This window comes from Yinghuangia soli, from assembly GCF_021502675.1.
Lineage (GTDB): Bacteria > Actinomycetota > Actinomycetes > Streptomycetales > Streptomycetaceae > Yinghuangia > Yinghuangia soli.
Genome location: NZ_JAKFHA010000003.1, coordinates 172,824 through 187,356, shown reverse-complemented (window position 1 = coordinate 187,356; position 14,533 = coordinate 172,824). Strand labels below are relative to the sequence as shown.

Genomic DNA, 14,533 nt, shown 5'->3' with positions numbered 1-14,533 from the left:
AGGCGGGCGGGTCACGGTGTTGCAGCAGTGGGGTCCGGGAGCCTTTCGGCAGGTGACGGGACGGCCGGAGTGCCGTCGGCCGGGTCCTGGTCGTCCTCCAGGACCTTGGGGACGTCGCGCAGCAGCACGAGCGCGGCGAGGCCGGCCGCGAGGGCCAGCGCCGCGCTGGTCAGCAGCGCGGCGTGCATGCCGGTCACGAAGGCGTGCCGGGCGGCGTCGGCGACCCGGGCCGCGACGTCGGGCGGGAGCGACGCGGCGCTGTGCAGGGCCGCGCCGATCGAGTCCTCCACCGCGCCGCGCGAGGCCTCCGGCACGTCCGCGGGCATGTCGACCGTGTGCCGGTAGACGCCGTTGAGGATGCTGCCGAGGACCGCCATGCCCAGCGCCGCGCCCAGTTCGGTGGCGGTCTCCGCGATCGCGGACGCGCCGCCCGCGCGGTCCTTGGGCACGGACGCGAGGATCGTGTCGCCGGTGACCGTCATGGCCAGGCCCATGCCGACCGCGCACGGCACCATGCCGACCACGAGCAGCAGGTAGTCCGCCGAGGACCCGGACAGCAGGTACAGCGCGAATCCCGCCGCCGCGACCGTCAGACCGACGGCGACCACGCGCGCCCGCCCCAGCAAGGTGATCAGCGGCGCCGCGGCCACCCCGCCGAGCATCGCGCACACGCCGCCGGGCAGCCCGGCCAGTCCGGCCTTGAGCGGCGACCAGCCGAGCACCGACTGGAAGTACTGGGCGAACAGCAGCGATTGGGCGACCAGTGCGAACATCGCGAACATGTTGGCCAGCACCGAGCCGGTGAACGCCCGGCGCCGGAACAGCCCCACGTCGATCAGCGGATGCGCGATACGCCGCTGGCGCCGGACGAACAGGCCCGCAGCCAGTACCCCGACCACCAGTGACACCGCCACGCGGCTCTGCACGACGCCGCCCGCCGCCGCCTCCTTCACCGCGTACACGAAGCCCAGCACGCCGACGATCGACAGCGGCACGCTCGGCATGTCCAGCCGGTGCGGCCGCGGGTCGCGCGACTCCGGGAGGATCAACAGACCGGCCGCGAAGGCCGCCGCCATCAGCGGTACGTTGACCAGGAACACCGAGCCCCACCAGAAGTGTTCGAGCAGCAGCCCGCCGAACACCGGCCCCAGGCCCACGCCCAGCGCCCCGACGCCCATCGACACGCCGACCGCGGTGGTCCGCTCCTTGGGGTCGGTGAAGACGTTGCGGACGATGGACAGCGTGGACGGCATGATCGTCGCCCCGGCCGCGCCGAGCAGCACCCGCGCCATGATCAGCGTCTCGGCGTTCCAGGCGTACGCGGTGAGCAGCGACGCCGCGCCGAACGCGACCGTGCCGATCAGGAACAGCTTCTTGCGGCCGATCCGGTCGCCCAGCACACCCATCGTGACGAGCAGCCCGGCCAGCGCGAAGCCGTACGAGTCGGCGATCCACAGGATCTGGTTCGCGGACGGCTCGACGTCCGCGACCAGTCCGGGAATGGCCAGGTGCAGGGCGGTCAGGTCGACGGACAGCACAAGCATGGCGAGGCAGCCGACGGCCACCGTGGCCCACCTGCGGGCGGGCGAGATCTGCGAGGACTCCATGCCCGGGAGCGTGCCGGGGGCCGCTGACCGGCGGCTGACCGCACGCTGACCGTCAGATGCCCGCCATGCGCCCCGACACCAGATGCGCCGGGGCCGCACCGCGCTCGACCGCGTTCCCGCGGGCGTACGCGGCGTCGTACGCCGCCTCGCCCAAGGCGTCCCGTGCGCCCGCCGCGACCCGCATCACGTCCACGTGGCCCGGCACTTCGGCGCCGCGGGTCGAGGCGGCGAGACCCAGCAGTACGGCTGCCTCGGCGGCCTCGCCCTCGTGCAGGGCGGCGCCCGCCATCGCCGAGATCGCGTCCGCGGCGACCATGAGGTTGCCGGTCGTGTACGTCAGCTCCATCGCGGCCTGCGCCAGCCCCCGCGCCTTGTGCGGGTCGTCCAGCGCCACCGACGTCCACGCCAGCGCGGTCAGGATGCCGGCCACCGAGCCCTCGCTGTCGAACGAGTCGGACGGGCACTCCGCCAGCGCCTGCTCCTGCAGCCGCTTCGCCTCCGCGTACGCGCCGTCCAGCCGCGCCAATTCGCCAAGTCCGGCCCGCGCGACCGCCCGGGTCGACGGCCGGCCGGTCCGGGTCGCCGAGACCATCACACGCTCGTAGGTGGCCCGCGCGCCGTCCCGGTCGCCCAGCCGCACCAGCATCTCGGCGCGCCGGACCTGCAGGTCGTCGATGTCCGCGGTGATGCCCAACTGCCGCATCAGCTCGAACGATTCGTCCATGAGCGCGAGGCCGCCCTCGATGTCGCCCGCCCAGTCGGTCAGCACGGCGAGCTGGTCGATGGCGTTCGCGATGCCCCAGCGGTCGCCCAGGACCCGGAACCGGGTGAGCGCGTCCTCGAAGTACTGACCGGCGGCCGGAAGGTCGCCCCCGTACAGCTTCGTGAAGCCGTAGCCGATCGCCATGACCGCATGGGACCATGCGTCGTCGCCCATCAGCGCCATCGTGCGCTCGGTGTCCGAGCGCTCCGGGCCGAGCGCCATGCCCATGATCACGAACAGCACCGGCTGCCGCGGCGGACCGGGCAGCGAGAACAACAGCGGCTGGGCCCGGGCGAGGCGGGCCGCGCGCTGCTCGTCGTCGGGGTCGGTGGTCGCGGCCAGCGAGCAGAGCAGGCAGAACAAGTACTCCTCGATGAGCCCCGCAGGCGGCTCGTCGCCGACCGCGAGCAGCAGCTCGTGCGCCGGGACGCCCGCCTCGTGGCGCAGGCCGCGCAGCCACCAGAACCACGCCAGCGCCGCGTTAAGCCGCAGGCCGAGGTTCGGGTCGGTACCCGTCGCCCAGCGCAGCGCCGAGCGGAGGTTGGCGAGTTCGGCGCTGAGCCGGTCCAGCCACACCAACTGCTCGCCGGTCCGCAGATACGGCTCGGCACGCTCGGCGAGCGCCAGGAAGTACTCCGCGTGCGCCCGTTCCAGCGCGGCGCGCTCACCGGCCTCGTCCAGCCGCTCGCTGCCGTACAGCCGGACCGTCTCCGACATGCGGTAGCGGCCGCCGTTGCCCTCCACCAGCGACTTGTCCGCGAGGTCGGCGAGCAGTTCGACCACCTCGTCGTCGGGCAGACCGCACACCTGCGCGGCCGACTCGATGGTCGCGCCGCCGGGGAACACCGTGAGGCGCCGGGCGAGTTCCTGCTCGGCGTCGTCCAGCAGCTCCCAGCTCCACTCGACGACGGCGCGCAGGGTCTGGTGCCGGGGCGCGGCGGTCCGGTTGCCGCGGGACAGCAGCCGGAACCGGTCGTCCAGGCGTGCCGCGATCTCCTCCAGCGGCAGCGCCCGCAGCCGGGCCGCGGCCAGTTCGACGGCCAGCGGCAGCCCGTCCAGGGCGCCGCAGATGCCGAGCACGGTCGGCAGCGTCACGGCATCCACCGCGAAGTCGGGGCGTACGGCGGCCGCCCGGTCCGCGAACAGCCGGACCACGGGTGCGGCTATCGCCTCCTCGAACTGCGCGTCGTCGGCGGGCAGGGCCAGGCGCGGCACCGGGCACAGCATCTCGCCGGTGATGCCCAGCGCCTCGCGGCTGGTCGCCAGCACCTGCACGCCCGGGCAGGCGTTCAGGAGTTGGTGGGCCAGGCGGGCGACGTCCGCGACGATCTGCTCGCAGTTGTCGAGGATCAGCAGGATCTCGCGGGAGGCCAGCCCGGAGAACAGCCGGGCCGCGCCGTCGTTGCCGGTGTTGCCCGGGGCGAGGCCGCCTTCGCGCAGCCCCAGCGCGGCCAGCATGGCCTGCACGAGTTCGCCGCCGTGCCGGACCGGGGCGAGGTCGACGAAGCAGACGTCGCCGGCGGTGCGGCGGCCGGTCTCGACGGACAGGCGGGTCTTGCCGGTCCCGCCCGGGCCGGTGAGCGTGACCAGGCGGGCGCTGCCGAGCAGGGCGGCGACGCGTTCGAGTTCCGCCTCGCGGCCGACGAAGCTGGTCAGCTGGACGGGAAGGCCGACGTGCTCGGGCCCCGGCGCGGCAAGTGCGCTGGGGATCAGGGCAGTTCCGGACGCCGAAGTCGACGGAGCCGCCGCGGGCGCGGCCGGCGCGGGGATCAGCGTCGGTGCCGCGCGCAGGATGTCCAGGTGCACGGCGGCGAGTTCCGCGGAAGGGTCGGTGCCGAGCTCGTCGGCCAGCAGCGTGCGGGTCTCCTCGTACGCGGCGAGCGCTTCGGCCTGGCGGCCGGACGCATACAGCGCGCGCATGAGCTGCCCGACGAAGCGCTCCCGCAGCGGATGCTCGGCGGCCAGCCGCCGCAGTTCGGGCAGGGCGTCCTGGTGCCGGCCCAGGAGCAGTTGCGCCTCGGCGCGGTCGGCGAAGGCTTCGAGGCGCAGTTCTTCCCAGGCGGCCGCCTGGCCCGGGGCGAACGGTGCGTCGATCACGTCGGCGAACGCCGGGCCGCGCCACAGGCCGAGCGCGTCGTCCAGGAGCCGTTCCGCCCCGGCGTGGTCGCTCAGCGCCAGAGCCTGTCGCCCCGCACGCACCAGGCGGTCGAAGCGGTGCGCGTCGACCTGCTCGCGGTCCACCGACAGCCGGTACCCCGCGGCGTGGAACTCGACCAGCTTGTCGGTGCCCGCGTCGTCGCGCAGCCCGCGCCGCAGCCGGGAGATCTGGGACTGCAGGGCGTTGGCGGCGTCGCCGGGCGGGTTCTCGCCGTACAGGCCGTCGACCAGGGTCTCGGTCGGGACGATGCGCCCGGCGTCGAGCAGCAGCAGTGCGAGCAGCGACCGGACGCGCGGACCGCCGACGGCGACCTCGGTCCCGTCCGCATGGTGTGCCTCGACCGGGCCCAGGATGCCGAACAACATGGGGAGATTCTTGCCTATGCCGCGGTGCGCCGTTCCGGCAGTGCGGATTCGGGATCTTGGCCTTTCCGGGCCGGGCCGGAGCAGGGGAGCCGGGCCGGGGCCGGGGCCGGGCCGGAGCACGGGAGCGGGGCGGGCGTGCCGCCGCGCCGCCGCCCGCCCCGCTCCGCGCGTGGGCTCAGCCCGCGAACCAGCCGCCGTCGACCGGCATGATCGCGCCGTTCACGTAGGACGCCGCGTCCGACGCCAGGAAGACCGCGACCGACGCCATCTGGTCGGCCTCGGCCATCGCCCCGGCGTTCATCAGGATGCCGGCCAGGCGGCCGAAGCCCGACTCGCTCATCTCGCCCTGGACGATGTTGGTGTTGACGCCGCCCGGGCAGATCGCGTTGCAGCGGATGCCCTGCTCCCGGTACATGTACGCGATGCTGCGGGTGAGGCCGACCACGCCGTGCTTGGAGGCGGTGTACGACGGGCCGCCGCAGCCGCCGCGGATGCCCGCCTCGGAGGCGGTGTTGATGATGCTGCCCTTGCTCTCCAGCAGGTGCGGGAGCGCGGCGCGGGCGACCAGGAAGACACCGGTCAGGTTCACGCCGATGGTGCGCTGCCACTCGGCGAGCGAGATGTCCTCCAGCAGGCCCATCGAGTCGAGCACGCCGGCGTTGTTGCACAGCACGTCGAGGCCGCCGTACGCCTCGACCGCGGCGGCCGTCATCGCGGCCACCGACGCCTCGTCGGACACGTCGACCTGCACGGCGGTCGCGGTGCCGCCCGCGGCCTCGATCTCCGCGACGGTCTTGGCCGCGGTCTCCTGGAACAGGTCGGCGACGACGACGCGGTCGCCGTTGGCCGCGAACGCGATCGACATGGCGCGGCCGATGCCGGAACCGCCGCCGGTGACCAGGACGGTGCGGGCGGCCTGCACGGGGGTGACACTCATGATCGCTGCTCCTTGGGCGACGTGTGGACGAGCCGCCGGGCCCGGGCGGGAAGGTGACACCGCGTCAGGTCCGGCGCCGTACACCGTATGGCACGCCGTGCCAAAAAGGGACCACTTGCGGGACGCGAATTTCCGGCCGGCCCGTCAGGCGGGCGGCGGGACCGCGATGACGAGCGTGATGACCGCCGGGACGTCGCCCCTGTTGTGGTAGCCGTGCGCGACATGCGGCTCGAAGTGCGCGGTGTGCCCGGCCGGGACGGCGTACTCGCGGCCGTCGACGACCAGCGTCAGCACGCCCTCGTCGACGCGGATGAGCTCGGCGGAACCGGCCGGGTGCGCCTCGGAGTCCTGCCCCTCGCCCGGCATGAGGTGCCACGACCACAACTCCAGCGGCCCCGGTGCCTCGGTGCCGGCCAGCAGGGTGCCGGTGCTGCCTGCGGGCGTGCTCCACAGCACGACGGCGTCGTCGGCGGACGTGATCCGCACGTTGGCCGCGTCGGAGTAGTCCAGCAGTTGCGCGATGCTCACGCCGAGCGCGTCGGCGACCCGGATCAGGGTGCCGATGCTGGGATTGGTCTTGGCCTGCTCGATCTGGATGAGGATGCCCCGGCTGACTCCGGCGCGGGCGGCAAGCGTGTCCAGGCTGAACCCGCGTGCCTGGCGGACCCGCTTGGCGTTGCGCGCGAGCGACTGGGCGACGATCTCCAGTTCGGGCATGGCACCGTCCACTAGTCCAATATTCTGCATGACACAGTTCATTGAGCTGCACTAGTCTGCCGTGCAGATTGGTTCACCGTACTGCACTGTGGGGTCCACTATGACGATCACGCTCGCGTTGCTCACCAGCGTGCTGTGGGGCCTGGCCGACTTCGGCGCGGGGCTGCTGACCCGCCGCATGGCCGCGGCTCGCGTGGTGGTGCTGTCGCAGAGCGCGGCCGTGCTCGTCCTCGGTGCCGTGGTCCTGGCCACCGGGGCCTTCTCCGAGGCCGGACCGCGCCTGTGGTTCGCCGCCGCGGCAGGCGTGGTCGGGCCGCTGGCCCTGCTGTGCTTCTACTCGGCGCTCGCCCGCGGACCGATGGGCGTGGTCTCGCCGCTGGCGACCGCGGGCGTGTTCATCCCGGTGAGCATCGGGCTCGCGGTCGACGGCGACCGGCCCGGCCTCCTCCAGTACGCGGGCATCGCGGTGGCGATCGCCGGGATCGCCATGGCCGGCGGGCTGCGGCTGGGCGGCGCGGCGATCCAGCGCAAGACCCTCATGCTGACGATGGGCTCGGCGCTCGGCTTCGGCACCGTGTTCGCGCTCGTCGCCGAGGCCTCCACGACGGTCACCGGGCTGTTCCTCGCGCTGTTCGTGCAGCGCTGCGTCAACGTCGTGGTCGGCGGCGCGGCCCTGGCGGTGACCGAGCGCCGGGCCCGGGCCGGGGGCGGGAAGTCCCCGGCGCCGGCCGCCGGACCGCTGCCTGCCGCGGCTTCGGCGGGCAGCGTCGTGGCGACCGCCACGCTCCCCGTTGCCGCAGCCCGGGCTGAACGCCGCCCATGGCCGTGGAAGTTGGCGCTCGCCCTGACCGCGGTCGGCATCGCCGACGTCGCCGCCAACGGCACCTACGCGAGCGCCGCGCAGCACGGGCCGGTGACGGTCGCGGCCGTGCTGGCCTCGCTCTACCCGGTCATCACGTCCCTGGCCGCCCGCGGCTTCCTCAAGGAGCGCCTGGAGACCGCGCAGGCGGTCGGCGCCGGACTCGCGCTGGCCGGGACCGTACTGCTCGCCGCGGGCTGACCACTGCCGCGGGCCGGTTTGTCTCGGACCGCGGGCCGCCCCGGACCGGGCTGCCCCGCCTACGGCGTGCCCGCACCCGGCACGGCAACGCGTACCGCCTCGACCCGCCCGGCCCGCAGCTCGCGCGAGCGCTCCGCATCGCCCAGCGTGGCCGCGGTGACCATGAGGAGCGTCCGCCGGTCCGCACCGCCGAGGACGCAGGCGATCGCGCGGCGGTCCGCTTCGAGTTCGACCGCCTCGGCGACCTCGCCGCCCTCCCGCACCCGCACGAACCGGCGCGCGACCGGGCACGCCACCCAGACCGCGCCCTCGGCGTCCAGGCAGATGCCGTCCGGATGGTCCAGCTCGCCCAGCGCCGCGAACACCCGCCGCCCGGACAGCGAACCGTCCGGCGCCACGTCGAAGGCGGTCAGCCGCCGCGCCGCGCTCTCCGCGACGATCAGCAGCGAGCCGTCCGGGGACAGCGCCATGCCGTTCGCGCAGTGCAGATCCTCGGCCACCGCCCGCGCGGTGCCGTCCGGCGCGATGCCCAGCAGCGGCATCGGCTCCGGGCGCACCCCGTGCACGTGGAAGTCGTAGCCCATCTGCCCGACGTACGCGAACCCGTCGGCCCGCACCGCCATGTCGTTGACGTGCAGGCGCCCGAGGCCGCCCAGGTCCGCGTGCACGGCCAGCCCGCCGTCGGGCGAACGCCGCAGCACCTGGCGGCCGGCCATCGCGACCACGAGCAGGTCGCCGTCCGGCAGCCAGCCGAGCCCGGAGAGCTGGTCGGCGTGCTCGGCCACCACCACCTCGGCCTTCACCGGTGGCGCCGACCAGGCGCCGGGTGCCTCGAGGTCGGGGACGTCCGCGGCCAGGACCTGATGGCCGATCAGGTCCGAGAGCCACAAACGCCCGTCATGCCACCGCGGGCCCTCGCCGAAGCACAGGCCGTCCAGGATCGTCGTCCGCGTCACCATGCGCCCAGGCCTACCCGAGCAGGCTTGCGATGGGAAGACGCATGGGCAACGGCCAAGGCACCGCGCACACCCTCTGTCGGTCGCGGGTCAGGGCAGGTAGCCGTGGTGCGCGACCGGTGCCACCGGGGTGTCCGGCCCGATGCGGGCCTGCGCGCGGCCGAGCCCGGCGAGCAGCACGTTGCGCAGCTCGCGCGGGTCGACGACGTCGTCGTACGACAGCGAATTCGCCGAACGCCAGGGCCCCGACGCCTCGTTCGCCACCAGCTTGGCCTTGGTCTCGTCGTCCTGCTTCGCCGTCGCGGCGCCCGCGGCGGCCGGGATGCCGCCGAGGGTCACGCCGGGGAACGCGTACGAGACGGTCTGCGCGTCGAACGGGTTCATCGCCATCACCGACGACCCGAAGCCGAAGGCCTTGCGGAGCGTCACGTGCAGCTTCGGCACCCGCAGCCGGTGCTGCGCGGCGAACAGGCGCGCCGAGGCGCGCAGGATCCCGGCCTTCTCGGACGCCGAGCCGGCCAGCACGCCCGGGTTGTCCGCCAAGAACACCACCGGGAGATGGAACGCCCCGCACACGTCGAGGAAGTGCGTCGCCTTGGCGGCCGCGTCCGCGTCGATGGTGCCCGCCTTGACCAGCGGCTGATTGGCGAGCACGCCGACCGCATGGCCGCCCAGCCGGGCGAAGGCGGTGAGCATCGAGCCGCCGTACTTGGGCTGCAGTGCGAACACCGAACCGGCGTCGAAGACTTCCTTGAGCACCGCGCCCATGTCGTACGGGCGGCGCGCGTCCGGCGGGATCAGGTCGAGGAGGCCGTCGGTCTCGCGCGGTCCGACGTCCGTGTTGCCCTGCTCGGGGCCGGCGTGGGGCGGCCGCTGCCACGCGTTGGACGGCAGGTAGGACAGGTAGCGGCGGGCCAGCGCGAGCGCGGACTCGTCGTCCGGCGCGGCGTTGTGCGCGACGCCGCTGAGCACGCAGTGCACCGCACTGCCGCCCAGGGTCTGCTTGTCGACCTGCTCCCCGGTGGCCGCGGCCACCAGGGGCGGGCCCGCGGTGAACAGCGCGCCGTTGCCCTCGACCATGACCACGAAGTCCGACAGCGGCGCGGTCAGCGCGCCGTGCCCGGCCGACGGGCCGACGACCACGGCGACGGTCGGCACGAGGCCGGCCAGTTCGGCGAGGGCCTGAAGGTCGTTGGGGGAGGCGGTGTGGCCCTGGAGGGCGTTCGTGGCCCGGTGGCCCGCACCCTCGAGGATCATCACGAGAGGGGCGCGCTCCTGGCCGGCCAGGCGGGCCAGCCGGGCGCGCTTGGCGGCCGCGGCCGCGCCGATCGAGCCGCCCTGCACGGTGAAGTCCTCGGCACCGACGAAGACCGGCCGCCCGGCGATCCGCCCCGAACCCGCCACGAAGGCGTCGGCGGGGGACTCCGCGCCGCCCCCGAGCGTGCCCAGTTCGGCGAACGAGCCGGCGTCGAGGAGGCGGTCGATGCGGGCCCGCGCGGGCAGGCGGCCCCCGGCGGCGTAGCGGGCCAGCTTGGCCGGGCCGCCCATGGCGCGGGAGGCGGTGCGGCGCTGGGCCAGGTCGTCCAGCAGGGGCTGCCAGGCGGCGCGGTGCGACGGGCTGTCGGTCATGGCGCCAATACTAGACAGAGTCAAATAGATGGCAAGGGGCGACGGTGCAGGCACGGCGCGGCCCGGCCCGCGGGATGCCCGTCTTGCGGAGGATTCTGCGAATGATGGACGACTGTTACATATCCGTCGGATTACCTACGTATTGGCGGCACACCTCACCGGCAGAGTGGCGGCTTCGTCGATGAGGGAGTTGTGCCATGCGGAGGAACCCCGAGGCCGGCCGCGGACGCGGCACCGCCCGCGCCGTCGCCGGAACCGCCGGAGCCGCGCTGCTGCTCGCGATAGCCGCCTGCGGGACCGGAGGAGGCGGCAGCGCCGACCGGACGCCCCCGCCTGCCGCGGCCTCCGGGGACCCGTCCGCGCCGACCGCAGGCGGCGAAAGCCGCAGCTCGCACCGCATGGCTCCGGACCGCAAGGTGAGCCCCGAGATCACCCGCGAGACCGAGGCCGGCGGCAAGGCCGTCGCCCTCACCATCGACGACGGCCCCGACCCCCGCTCCACCCCGCAGATGCTCGACCTCCTCAAGCAGCACAACGCCAAGGCCACGTTCTGCATGCTCGGCCCGGCCGCGAAGGCCCACCCGGACCTCGTCAAGCGCGTCGCCGCCGAGGGCCACCGGCTCTGCAACCACTCGATGAGCCACAACGTGCGGCAGAGCAGCGAGTCCGAGGACTACAACCGCAACGAGATCGTCGAGGCCAACCGGCTCATCCAGGAGGCCGCCGGGCCGGACGCCAAGATCTGGTACTACCGGGCCCCGGGCGGCGACTTCAAGCCGTGGATCCGCGACATCGCCGCCGAGAACGGCCTCCGCCCGCTCGGCTGGAACGTCGACTCGGACGACTGGAAGCGCGACGGCACCGCGGCGATCGTCGACCGGCTCAAGCAGCAGATCAAGCCCGGCCGCGTCGCCCTGCTGCACGACGGGGGAGGAGAGCGGTCCCAGTCGGTCGCGGCCCTCGCCGAGATCCTCGACCACCTCGACGCCGAGGGCTACACCTACAGCTTCCCCAAGGCCTGACCCGACCTGCCCCGACCCGGGCCGCCCGCATGACCCGCCCCTACGCGCCCACTGACCGGCCATGACAAGACCGCCCCGAGGCGCCCGGCCGGGCCCGCGCGGCGGGCCCGGCCCCGGCGTACGCCCCGGTCAGACCAGGATCACCGTCTTGCCGCGCGACTTGCCCGCCCGGCTGCGCGCCACCGCGTCCGGCGCATCGGCGAGCGGGACCTGGGCGTCCAGCTGCACGGTCGCCCGGCCCGCCGCCACCTCGGCGGCCAACCGGGCGAGCAGGCCGGCGCTGGGCGCGATCACGAAGTTCACGCCCTCGACGCCGCGCCGCGCCAGCGCCTCCGGCTCGGCGGAATGGACCGTGCTCACCGCCACGCCGCCGTCCGCCACCAGCGCCGCGTACTCCGCGAACTGCTCGGCGTCGGACGCCAGATCGATGAGCGCGTCGACACCGTCCGGGTACGTCTCGCGCAGGTCGTCCACCGGCGGACCGGACTTGGCGTCCACGGTCTCCGCAGCGCCCAGCTCGCCCATCACACGCTCGCCGACCCCGCGCGTCACCGCGATCACCTTCACGTCCCGGGCCGCGGCCAGCTGCGTCACGAACGACCCCACGCCGCCCGCGGCACCGACCAGCAGCAGCGTCTGCCCCTCGCCCAGCCCGGCGGCCTCCAGCAGCGACAGCGCGGTCTGCCCCGCGGTCGGCAGCGCGGCAGCCAGCGGCAGCGGCAGATTCTCCGGGGCCACCGCCAGCACGCCGTCCTCGGCCGCGATCACGTACTCGGCATACGTCCCGTACGCGCCCACCGGCACCCGCTTGGGCTGCCCGAAGACCGCATCGCCCTCCGCGAACCGCGTCACGCCCTCGCCCAGCGCTGCGACCTTGCCCGCGAAGTCCACGCCGTAGATGAGCGGATACACCGCCGGCTCGGCGGTCTCCCCGGACCGGGCCCGGTCGGCGAGCTTCCAGTCGAGCGGGTTCAAGCCCGCCGCGACCACCTTGATGAGCACCTCGCCGGGGCCCGGCTCGGGCACCGGCAGACGCATGAGTTCCGGATCGCCCGCCGGTTTCGCGACAGCTACCGCGCGCACTGTTTCCTCCTGGTCTGCCGCCTTTTGGCTCATGGTCACCGGACCTCGCACCCACGGCAACGCGGACACGCCGGACGGGTGACGCCCGGATTCCGGCCGGCCGCCTCCGGACCCGGATGGCGCAATCCGTGGGATGCGCGGCGTGGACGCCATCCGGGCCGCGCGCCAAGCTGGGAGCGTGACCGACAGAACCGTCGCCTTCCTCGTCTTCCCGGGCTTCCAGATGCTCGACCTCACCGGTCCGCACGAGGTCTTCTCGCGGATCCCCAGCTACCGCTGCGAGGTCGTCGCGCCCGAGGCCGGGCCGGTGGCCTCGGACAGCGGCCTGCCCGTGCACGCCGCGTACGGCCTCCGCGACCTGGACCCGACCGGCATCGACACCCTCGTCGTCGCGGGCGGCTCCGGCGTCGACGCGGCATCCCGCGACCCGGCGACCGTCGCCTGGGTGGCGGTCGCGGGCCGCAGCCGGCGCGTCACCTCGGTCTGCAGCGGCGCCTTCCTGCTGGCCGCCGCCGGGCTCCTCACCGGGCGGACCGTCACCACCCACTGGATCCGCACCGCCCAACTCGCCGCCGCGTACCCCGGCGTCACCGTCGACACCGACCGGATCTTCGTGCGCGACGGGCCGATCTGGACCTCGGCCGGCATCACCGCCGGCATGGACCTCGCCCTCGCCCTCGTCGAGGACGACCACGGCCGCGACGCCGCCCACGACATCGCCCGCTACCTGGTCATGTACCTGCGCCGACCGGGCAGCCAGTCGCAGTTCAGCGCCCCGCTGTGGTCCGTACGCCCGGCCACCGACCCGATCCGCGCCGCCGTCGACGCGGTCGCCACCGACCCCGCCGCCCGGCACACCGTCGACACCCTCGCGGCCCGCGCCGGGCTCAGCGCCCGGCACTTCCAGCGCCGCTTCACCGCCGAATGCGGCATACCGCCGACCAGCTACGTCGAACAAGTCCGCGTCGAGGCCGCCCGGCGGGCCCTCACCGAAGGCGACGACCCGGTCGACACCGTCGCCCGGCGCTGCGGCTTCGGGACCGCCGAGACCCTCCGCCGCACCTTCCACCGCCGGGTCGGCGTCTCGCCCAGCGACTACCGGGACCGCTTCCGCACCACGGCCCGCCCCGCCGCCACCCTGACCGCCGCCATGGCCGCCATCGAAGGAACCCTGTGACCACGTACGGAATCCTGCTGTTCGACGCCGCCGAGGAACTCGACTTCGCCGGCCCCTGGGAAGTCTTCGGCGCCTCCGCGATGGTCCGCGCCGGCCAGGAACCGCCCGCCGAGGACCGCGTCGTCGCCATCGCCGAGACGCTCGACCCGGTGCGCTCCGCCAAGGGGCTCCGCGTGGTCCCCGACGCCACCACCGCCGACCACCCGCCCCTCGACGTCCTCCTCGTCCCCGGCGGCATGGGCACCCGCACCCAGGTGCACAACCGCCCGCTCATGGACTGGATCGCCAAGACCGCGGCCACCGCCCAGTGGGTCACCAGCGTGTGCACCGGCGCGCTGCTCCTGCACGAGGCCGGACCCGCCAAGGGCCGCCGCGTCGCCACGCACTTCGGCTTCGAGGACACCCTGGAGGCCCGCGGTGACATCACCGTCGTCCGCGACGCCCGCTACGTCGTCGACGGCAACCTCGCCACCTCCCAAGGCGTCTCGGCGGGCATCGACATGTCCCTGTGGCTCATCGGCCGCCTCCACGGCCGCGACCACGCCCGCGCCGTCCGCCGCTACATCCAGTACGACCCCGCCCCGCCCTACCTCGCCGACGAGCCCGGCGCCTAAGGGCGCGCGTACGGCCGCGTGATGATTTCCATGTTGTGCCCGTCCGGATCGTCGAAGTACGCACCCCGCCCGCCGAACAGCCCGTTCACACGGCCGGGTTCAGTGTGGCCGGGGTCCGCGTAGTAGCTGACATCGAGCACCTCCAGGCGGGCGATCGCCGCATCGAACACGTCCTCCGGCACCAAGAACGCGTAGTGCTGCGACTGGATCGGCTCGCCGCGCATCTCGTAGTAGTCGAGCGTGACGCCGTTGCCGAGATCGACAGGCAGGAAGGGCCCGAACGGCGCACCGACCTCCAGCCCCAGCACCGCGGCGAGGAACTCCGCGGACAGCGCGCGATCGCGCGCGTAGACGACCGTGTGGTTCAACTGCACACCGGCTGCCGCCGACGCGTCGTGCTGAGGCATATGGGGAGTCTCCGGGCCGGGAAGCGGGGGAGAGAACG

At 74.1% G+C, this 14,533-nt stretch carries 12 protein-coding genes; 4 read left to right on the top strand and 8 right to left on the bottom strand.

Features of this window, described 5'->3' with window-relative positions:
* Positions 1 to 11 precede the first annotated feature (11 nt).
* The 4 genes from LZ495_RS07805 to LZ495_RS07790 all read right to left on the bottom strand — a co-directional run bounded on the left by LZ495_RS07805 (position 12) and on the right by LZ495_RS07790 (position 6,547).
* Positions 12 to 1,607: an MFS transporter gene (locus tag LZ495_RS07805; protein ID WP_235051266.1), complete on the bottom strand. Its 1,596-nt coding sequence runs from the start codon at positions 1,605 to 1,607 to the stop codon at positions 12 to 14.
* Positions 1,608 to 1,659: 52 nt separating this feature from the next.
* On the bottom strand, positions 1,660 to 4,893 hold the full coding sequence (locus tag LZ495_RS43885; protein ID WP_268822479.1) for an AfsR/SARP family transcriptional regulator: 3,234 nt from the start codon (positions 4,891 to 4,893) through the stop codon (positions 1,660 to 1,662).
* 175 nt (positions 4,894 to 5,068) lie between these two features.
* The gene (locus LZ495_RS07795) at positions 5,069 to 5,830 is read right to left on the bottom strand and encodes an SDR family NAD(P)-dependent oxidoreductase (protein WP_235051265.1); all 762 of its coding nucleotides are present in this window, start codon (positions 5,828 to 5,830) and stop codon (positions 5,069 to 5,071) included.
* 144 nt (positions 5,831 to 5,974) lie between these two features.
* Complete coding sequence (locus LZ495_RS07790; protein ID WP_235051507.1) at positions 5,975 to 6,547, bottom strand: helix-turn-helix domain-containing protein; 573 nt, start codon at positions 6,545 to 6,547, stop codon at positions 5,975 to 5,977.
* A gap of 100 nt (positions 6,548 to 6,647) precedes the next feature.
* On the opposite strand from LZ495_RS07790, the gene LZ495_RS07785 reads away from it, so the two are divergent.
* A complete protein-coding gene (locus tag LZ495_RS07785) occupies positions 6,648 to 7,607 on the top strand; it encodes a DMT family transporter (RefSeq protein WP_235051264.1) in 960 nt (319 codons plus the stop codon).
* 59 nt (positions 7,608 to 7,666) lie between these two features.
* Here the strand turns inward: LZ495_RS07785 and LZ495_RS07780 are convergent, their stop codons facing one another.
* Together LZ495_RS07780 and LZ495_RS07775 are read right to left on the bottom strand one after the other, a co-directional pair.
* Complete coding sequence (locus tag LZ495_RS07780) at positions 7,667 to 8,566, bottom strand: SMP-30/gluconolactonase/LRE family protein (RefSeq protein ID WP_235051263.1); 900 nt, start codon at positions 8,564 to 8,566, stop codon at positions 7,667 to 7,669.
* An 87-nt stretch (positions 8,567 to 8,653) separates the two neighbouring features.
* Positions 8,654 to 10,192: an acyl-CoA carboxylase subunit beta gene (locus LZ495_RS07775; RefSeq protein ID WP_235051262.1), complete on the bottom strand. Its 1,539-nt coding sequence runs from the start codon at positions 10,190 to 10,192 to the stop codon at positions 8,654 to 8,656.
* A gap of 197 nt (positions 10,193 to 10,389) precedes the next feature.
* Here LZ495_RS07775 and LZ495_RS07770 point away from each other — a divergent pair, with 197 nt between their 5' ends.
* Positions 10,390 to 11,214: a polysaccharide deacetylase family protein gene (locus tag LZ495_RS07770; RefSeq protein WP_235051261.1), complete on the top strand. Its 825-nt coding sequence runs from the start codon at positions 10,390 to 10,392 to the stop codon at positions 11,212 to 11,214.
* Between the two features lie 129 nt (positions 11,215 to 11,343).
* On the opposite strand, the gene LZ495_RS07765 is transcribed toward LZ495_RS07770, so the two are convergent.
* Entirely contained in the window at positions 11,344 to 12,252 is a 909-nt protein-coding gene (locus LZ495_RS07765) for an NADP-dependent oxidoreductase (RefSeq protein WP_235051260.1), read from the bottom strand.
* 223 nt (positions 12,253 to 12,475) lie between these two features.
* Here LZ495_RS07765 and LZ495_RS07760 point away from each other — a divergent pair, with 223 nt between their 5' ends.
* A complete protein-coding gene (locus tag LZ495_RS07760; RefSeq protein ID WP_235051259.1) occupies positions 12,476 to 13,474 on the top strand; it encodes a GlxA family transcriptional regulator in 999 nt (332 codons plus the stop codon).
* The gene (locus tag LZ495_RS07755) at positions 13,471 to 14,088 is read left to right on the top strand and encodes a DJ-1/PfpI family protein (RefSeq protein ID WP_235051258.1); all 618 of its coding nucleotides are present in this window, start codon (positions 13,471 to 13,473) and stop codon (positions 14,086 to 14,088) included. The genes LZ495_RS07760 and LZ495_RS07755 overlap by 4 nt, the downstream gene beginning before the upstream one ends.
* Here LZ495_RS07755 and LZ495_RS07750 read toward each other — a convergent pair.
* A complete protein-coding gene (locus LZ495_RS07750; RefSeq protein WP_235051257.1) occupies positions 14,085 to 14,495 on the bottom strand; it encodes a VOC family protein in 411 nt (136 codons plus the stop codon). The two genes, LZ495_RS07755 and LZ495_RS07750, sit on opposite strands and share 4 nt — an antisense overlap.
* Positions 14,496 to 14,533 lie beyond the last annotated feature (38 nt).

What these genes read in the sequence shown, in the direction of transcription:
- LZ495_RS07780 (WP_235051263.1), bottom strand. Translation starts at nt 8,566, where the DNA reads ATGGTGACGCGGACGACGATCCTGGACGGCCTGTGCTTCGGCGAGGGC.
- LZ495_RS43885 (WP_268822479.1), bottom strand. Translation starts at nt 4,893, where the DNA reads ATGTTGTTCGGCATCCTGGGCCCGGTCGAGGCACACCATGCGGACGGG.
- LZ495_RS07750 (WP_235051257.1), bottom strand. Translation starts at nt 14,495, where the DNA reads ATGCCTCAGCACGACGCGTCGGCGGCAGCCGGTGTGCAGTTGAACCAC.
- LZ495_RS07805 (WP_235051266.1), bottom strand. Translation starts at nt 1,607, where the DNA reads ATGGAGTCCTCGCAGATCTCGCCCGCCCGCAGGTGGGCCACGGTGGCC.
- LZ495_RS07770 (WP_235051261.1), top strand. Translation starts at nt 10,390, where the DNA reads ATGCGGAGGAACCCCGAGGCCGGCCGCGGACGCGGCACCGCCCGCGCC.
- LZ495_RS07785 (WP_235051264.1), top strand. Translation starts at nt 6,648, where the DNA reads ATGACGATCACGCTCGCGTTGCTCACCAGCGTGCTGTGGGGCCTGGCC.
- LZ495_RS07765 (WP_235051260.1), bottom strand. Translation starts at nt 12,252, where the DNA reads ATGCGTCTGCCGGTGCCCGAGCCGGGCCCCGGCGAGGTGCTCATCAAG.
- LZ495_RS07795 (WP_235051265.1), bottom strand. Translation starts at nt 5,830, where the DNA reads ATGAGTGTCACCCCCGTGCAGGCCGCCCGCACCGTCCTGGTCACCGGC.
- LZ495_RS07790 (WP_235051507.1), bottom strand. Translation starts at nt 6,547, where the DNA reads ATGCCCGAACTGGAGATCGTCGCCCAGTCGCTCGCGCGCAACGCCAAG.
- LZ495_RS07775 (WP_235051262.1), bottom strand. Translation starts at nt 10,192, where the DNA reads ATGACCGACAGCCCGTCGCACCGCGCCGCCTGGCAGCCCCTGCTGGAC.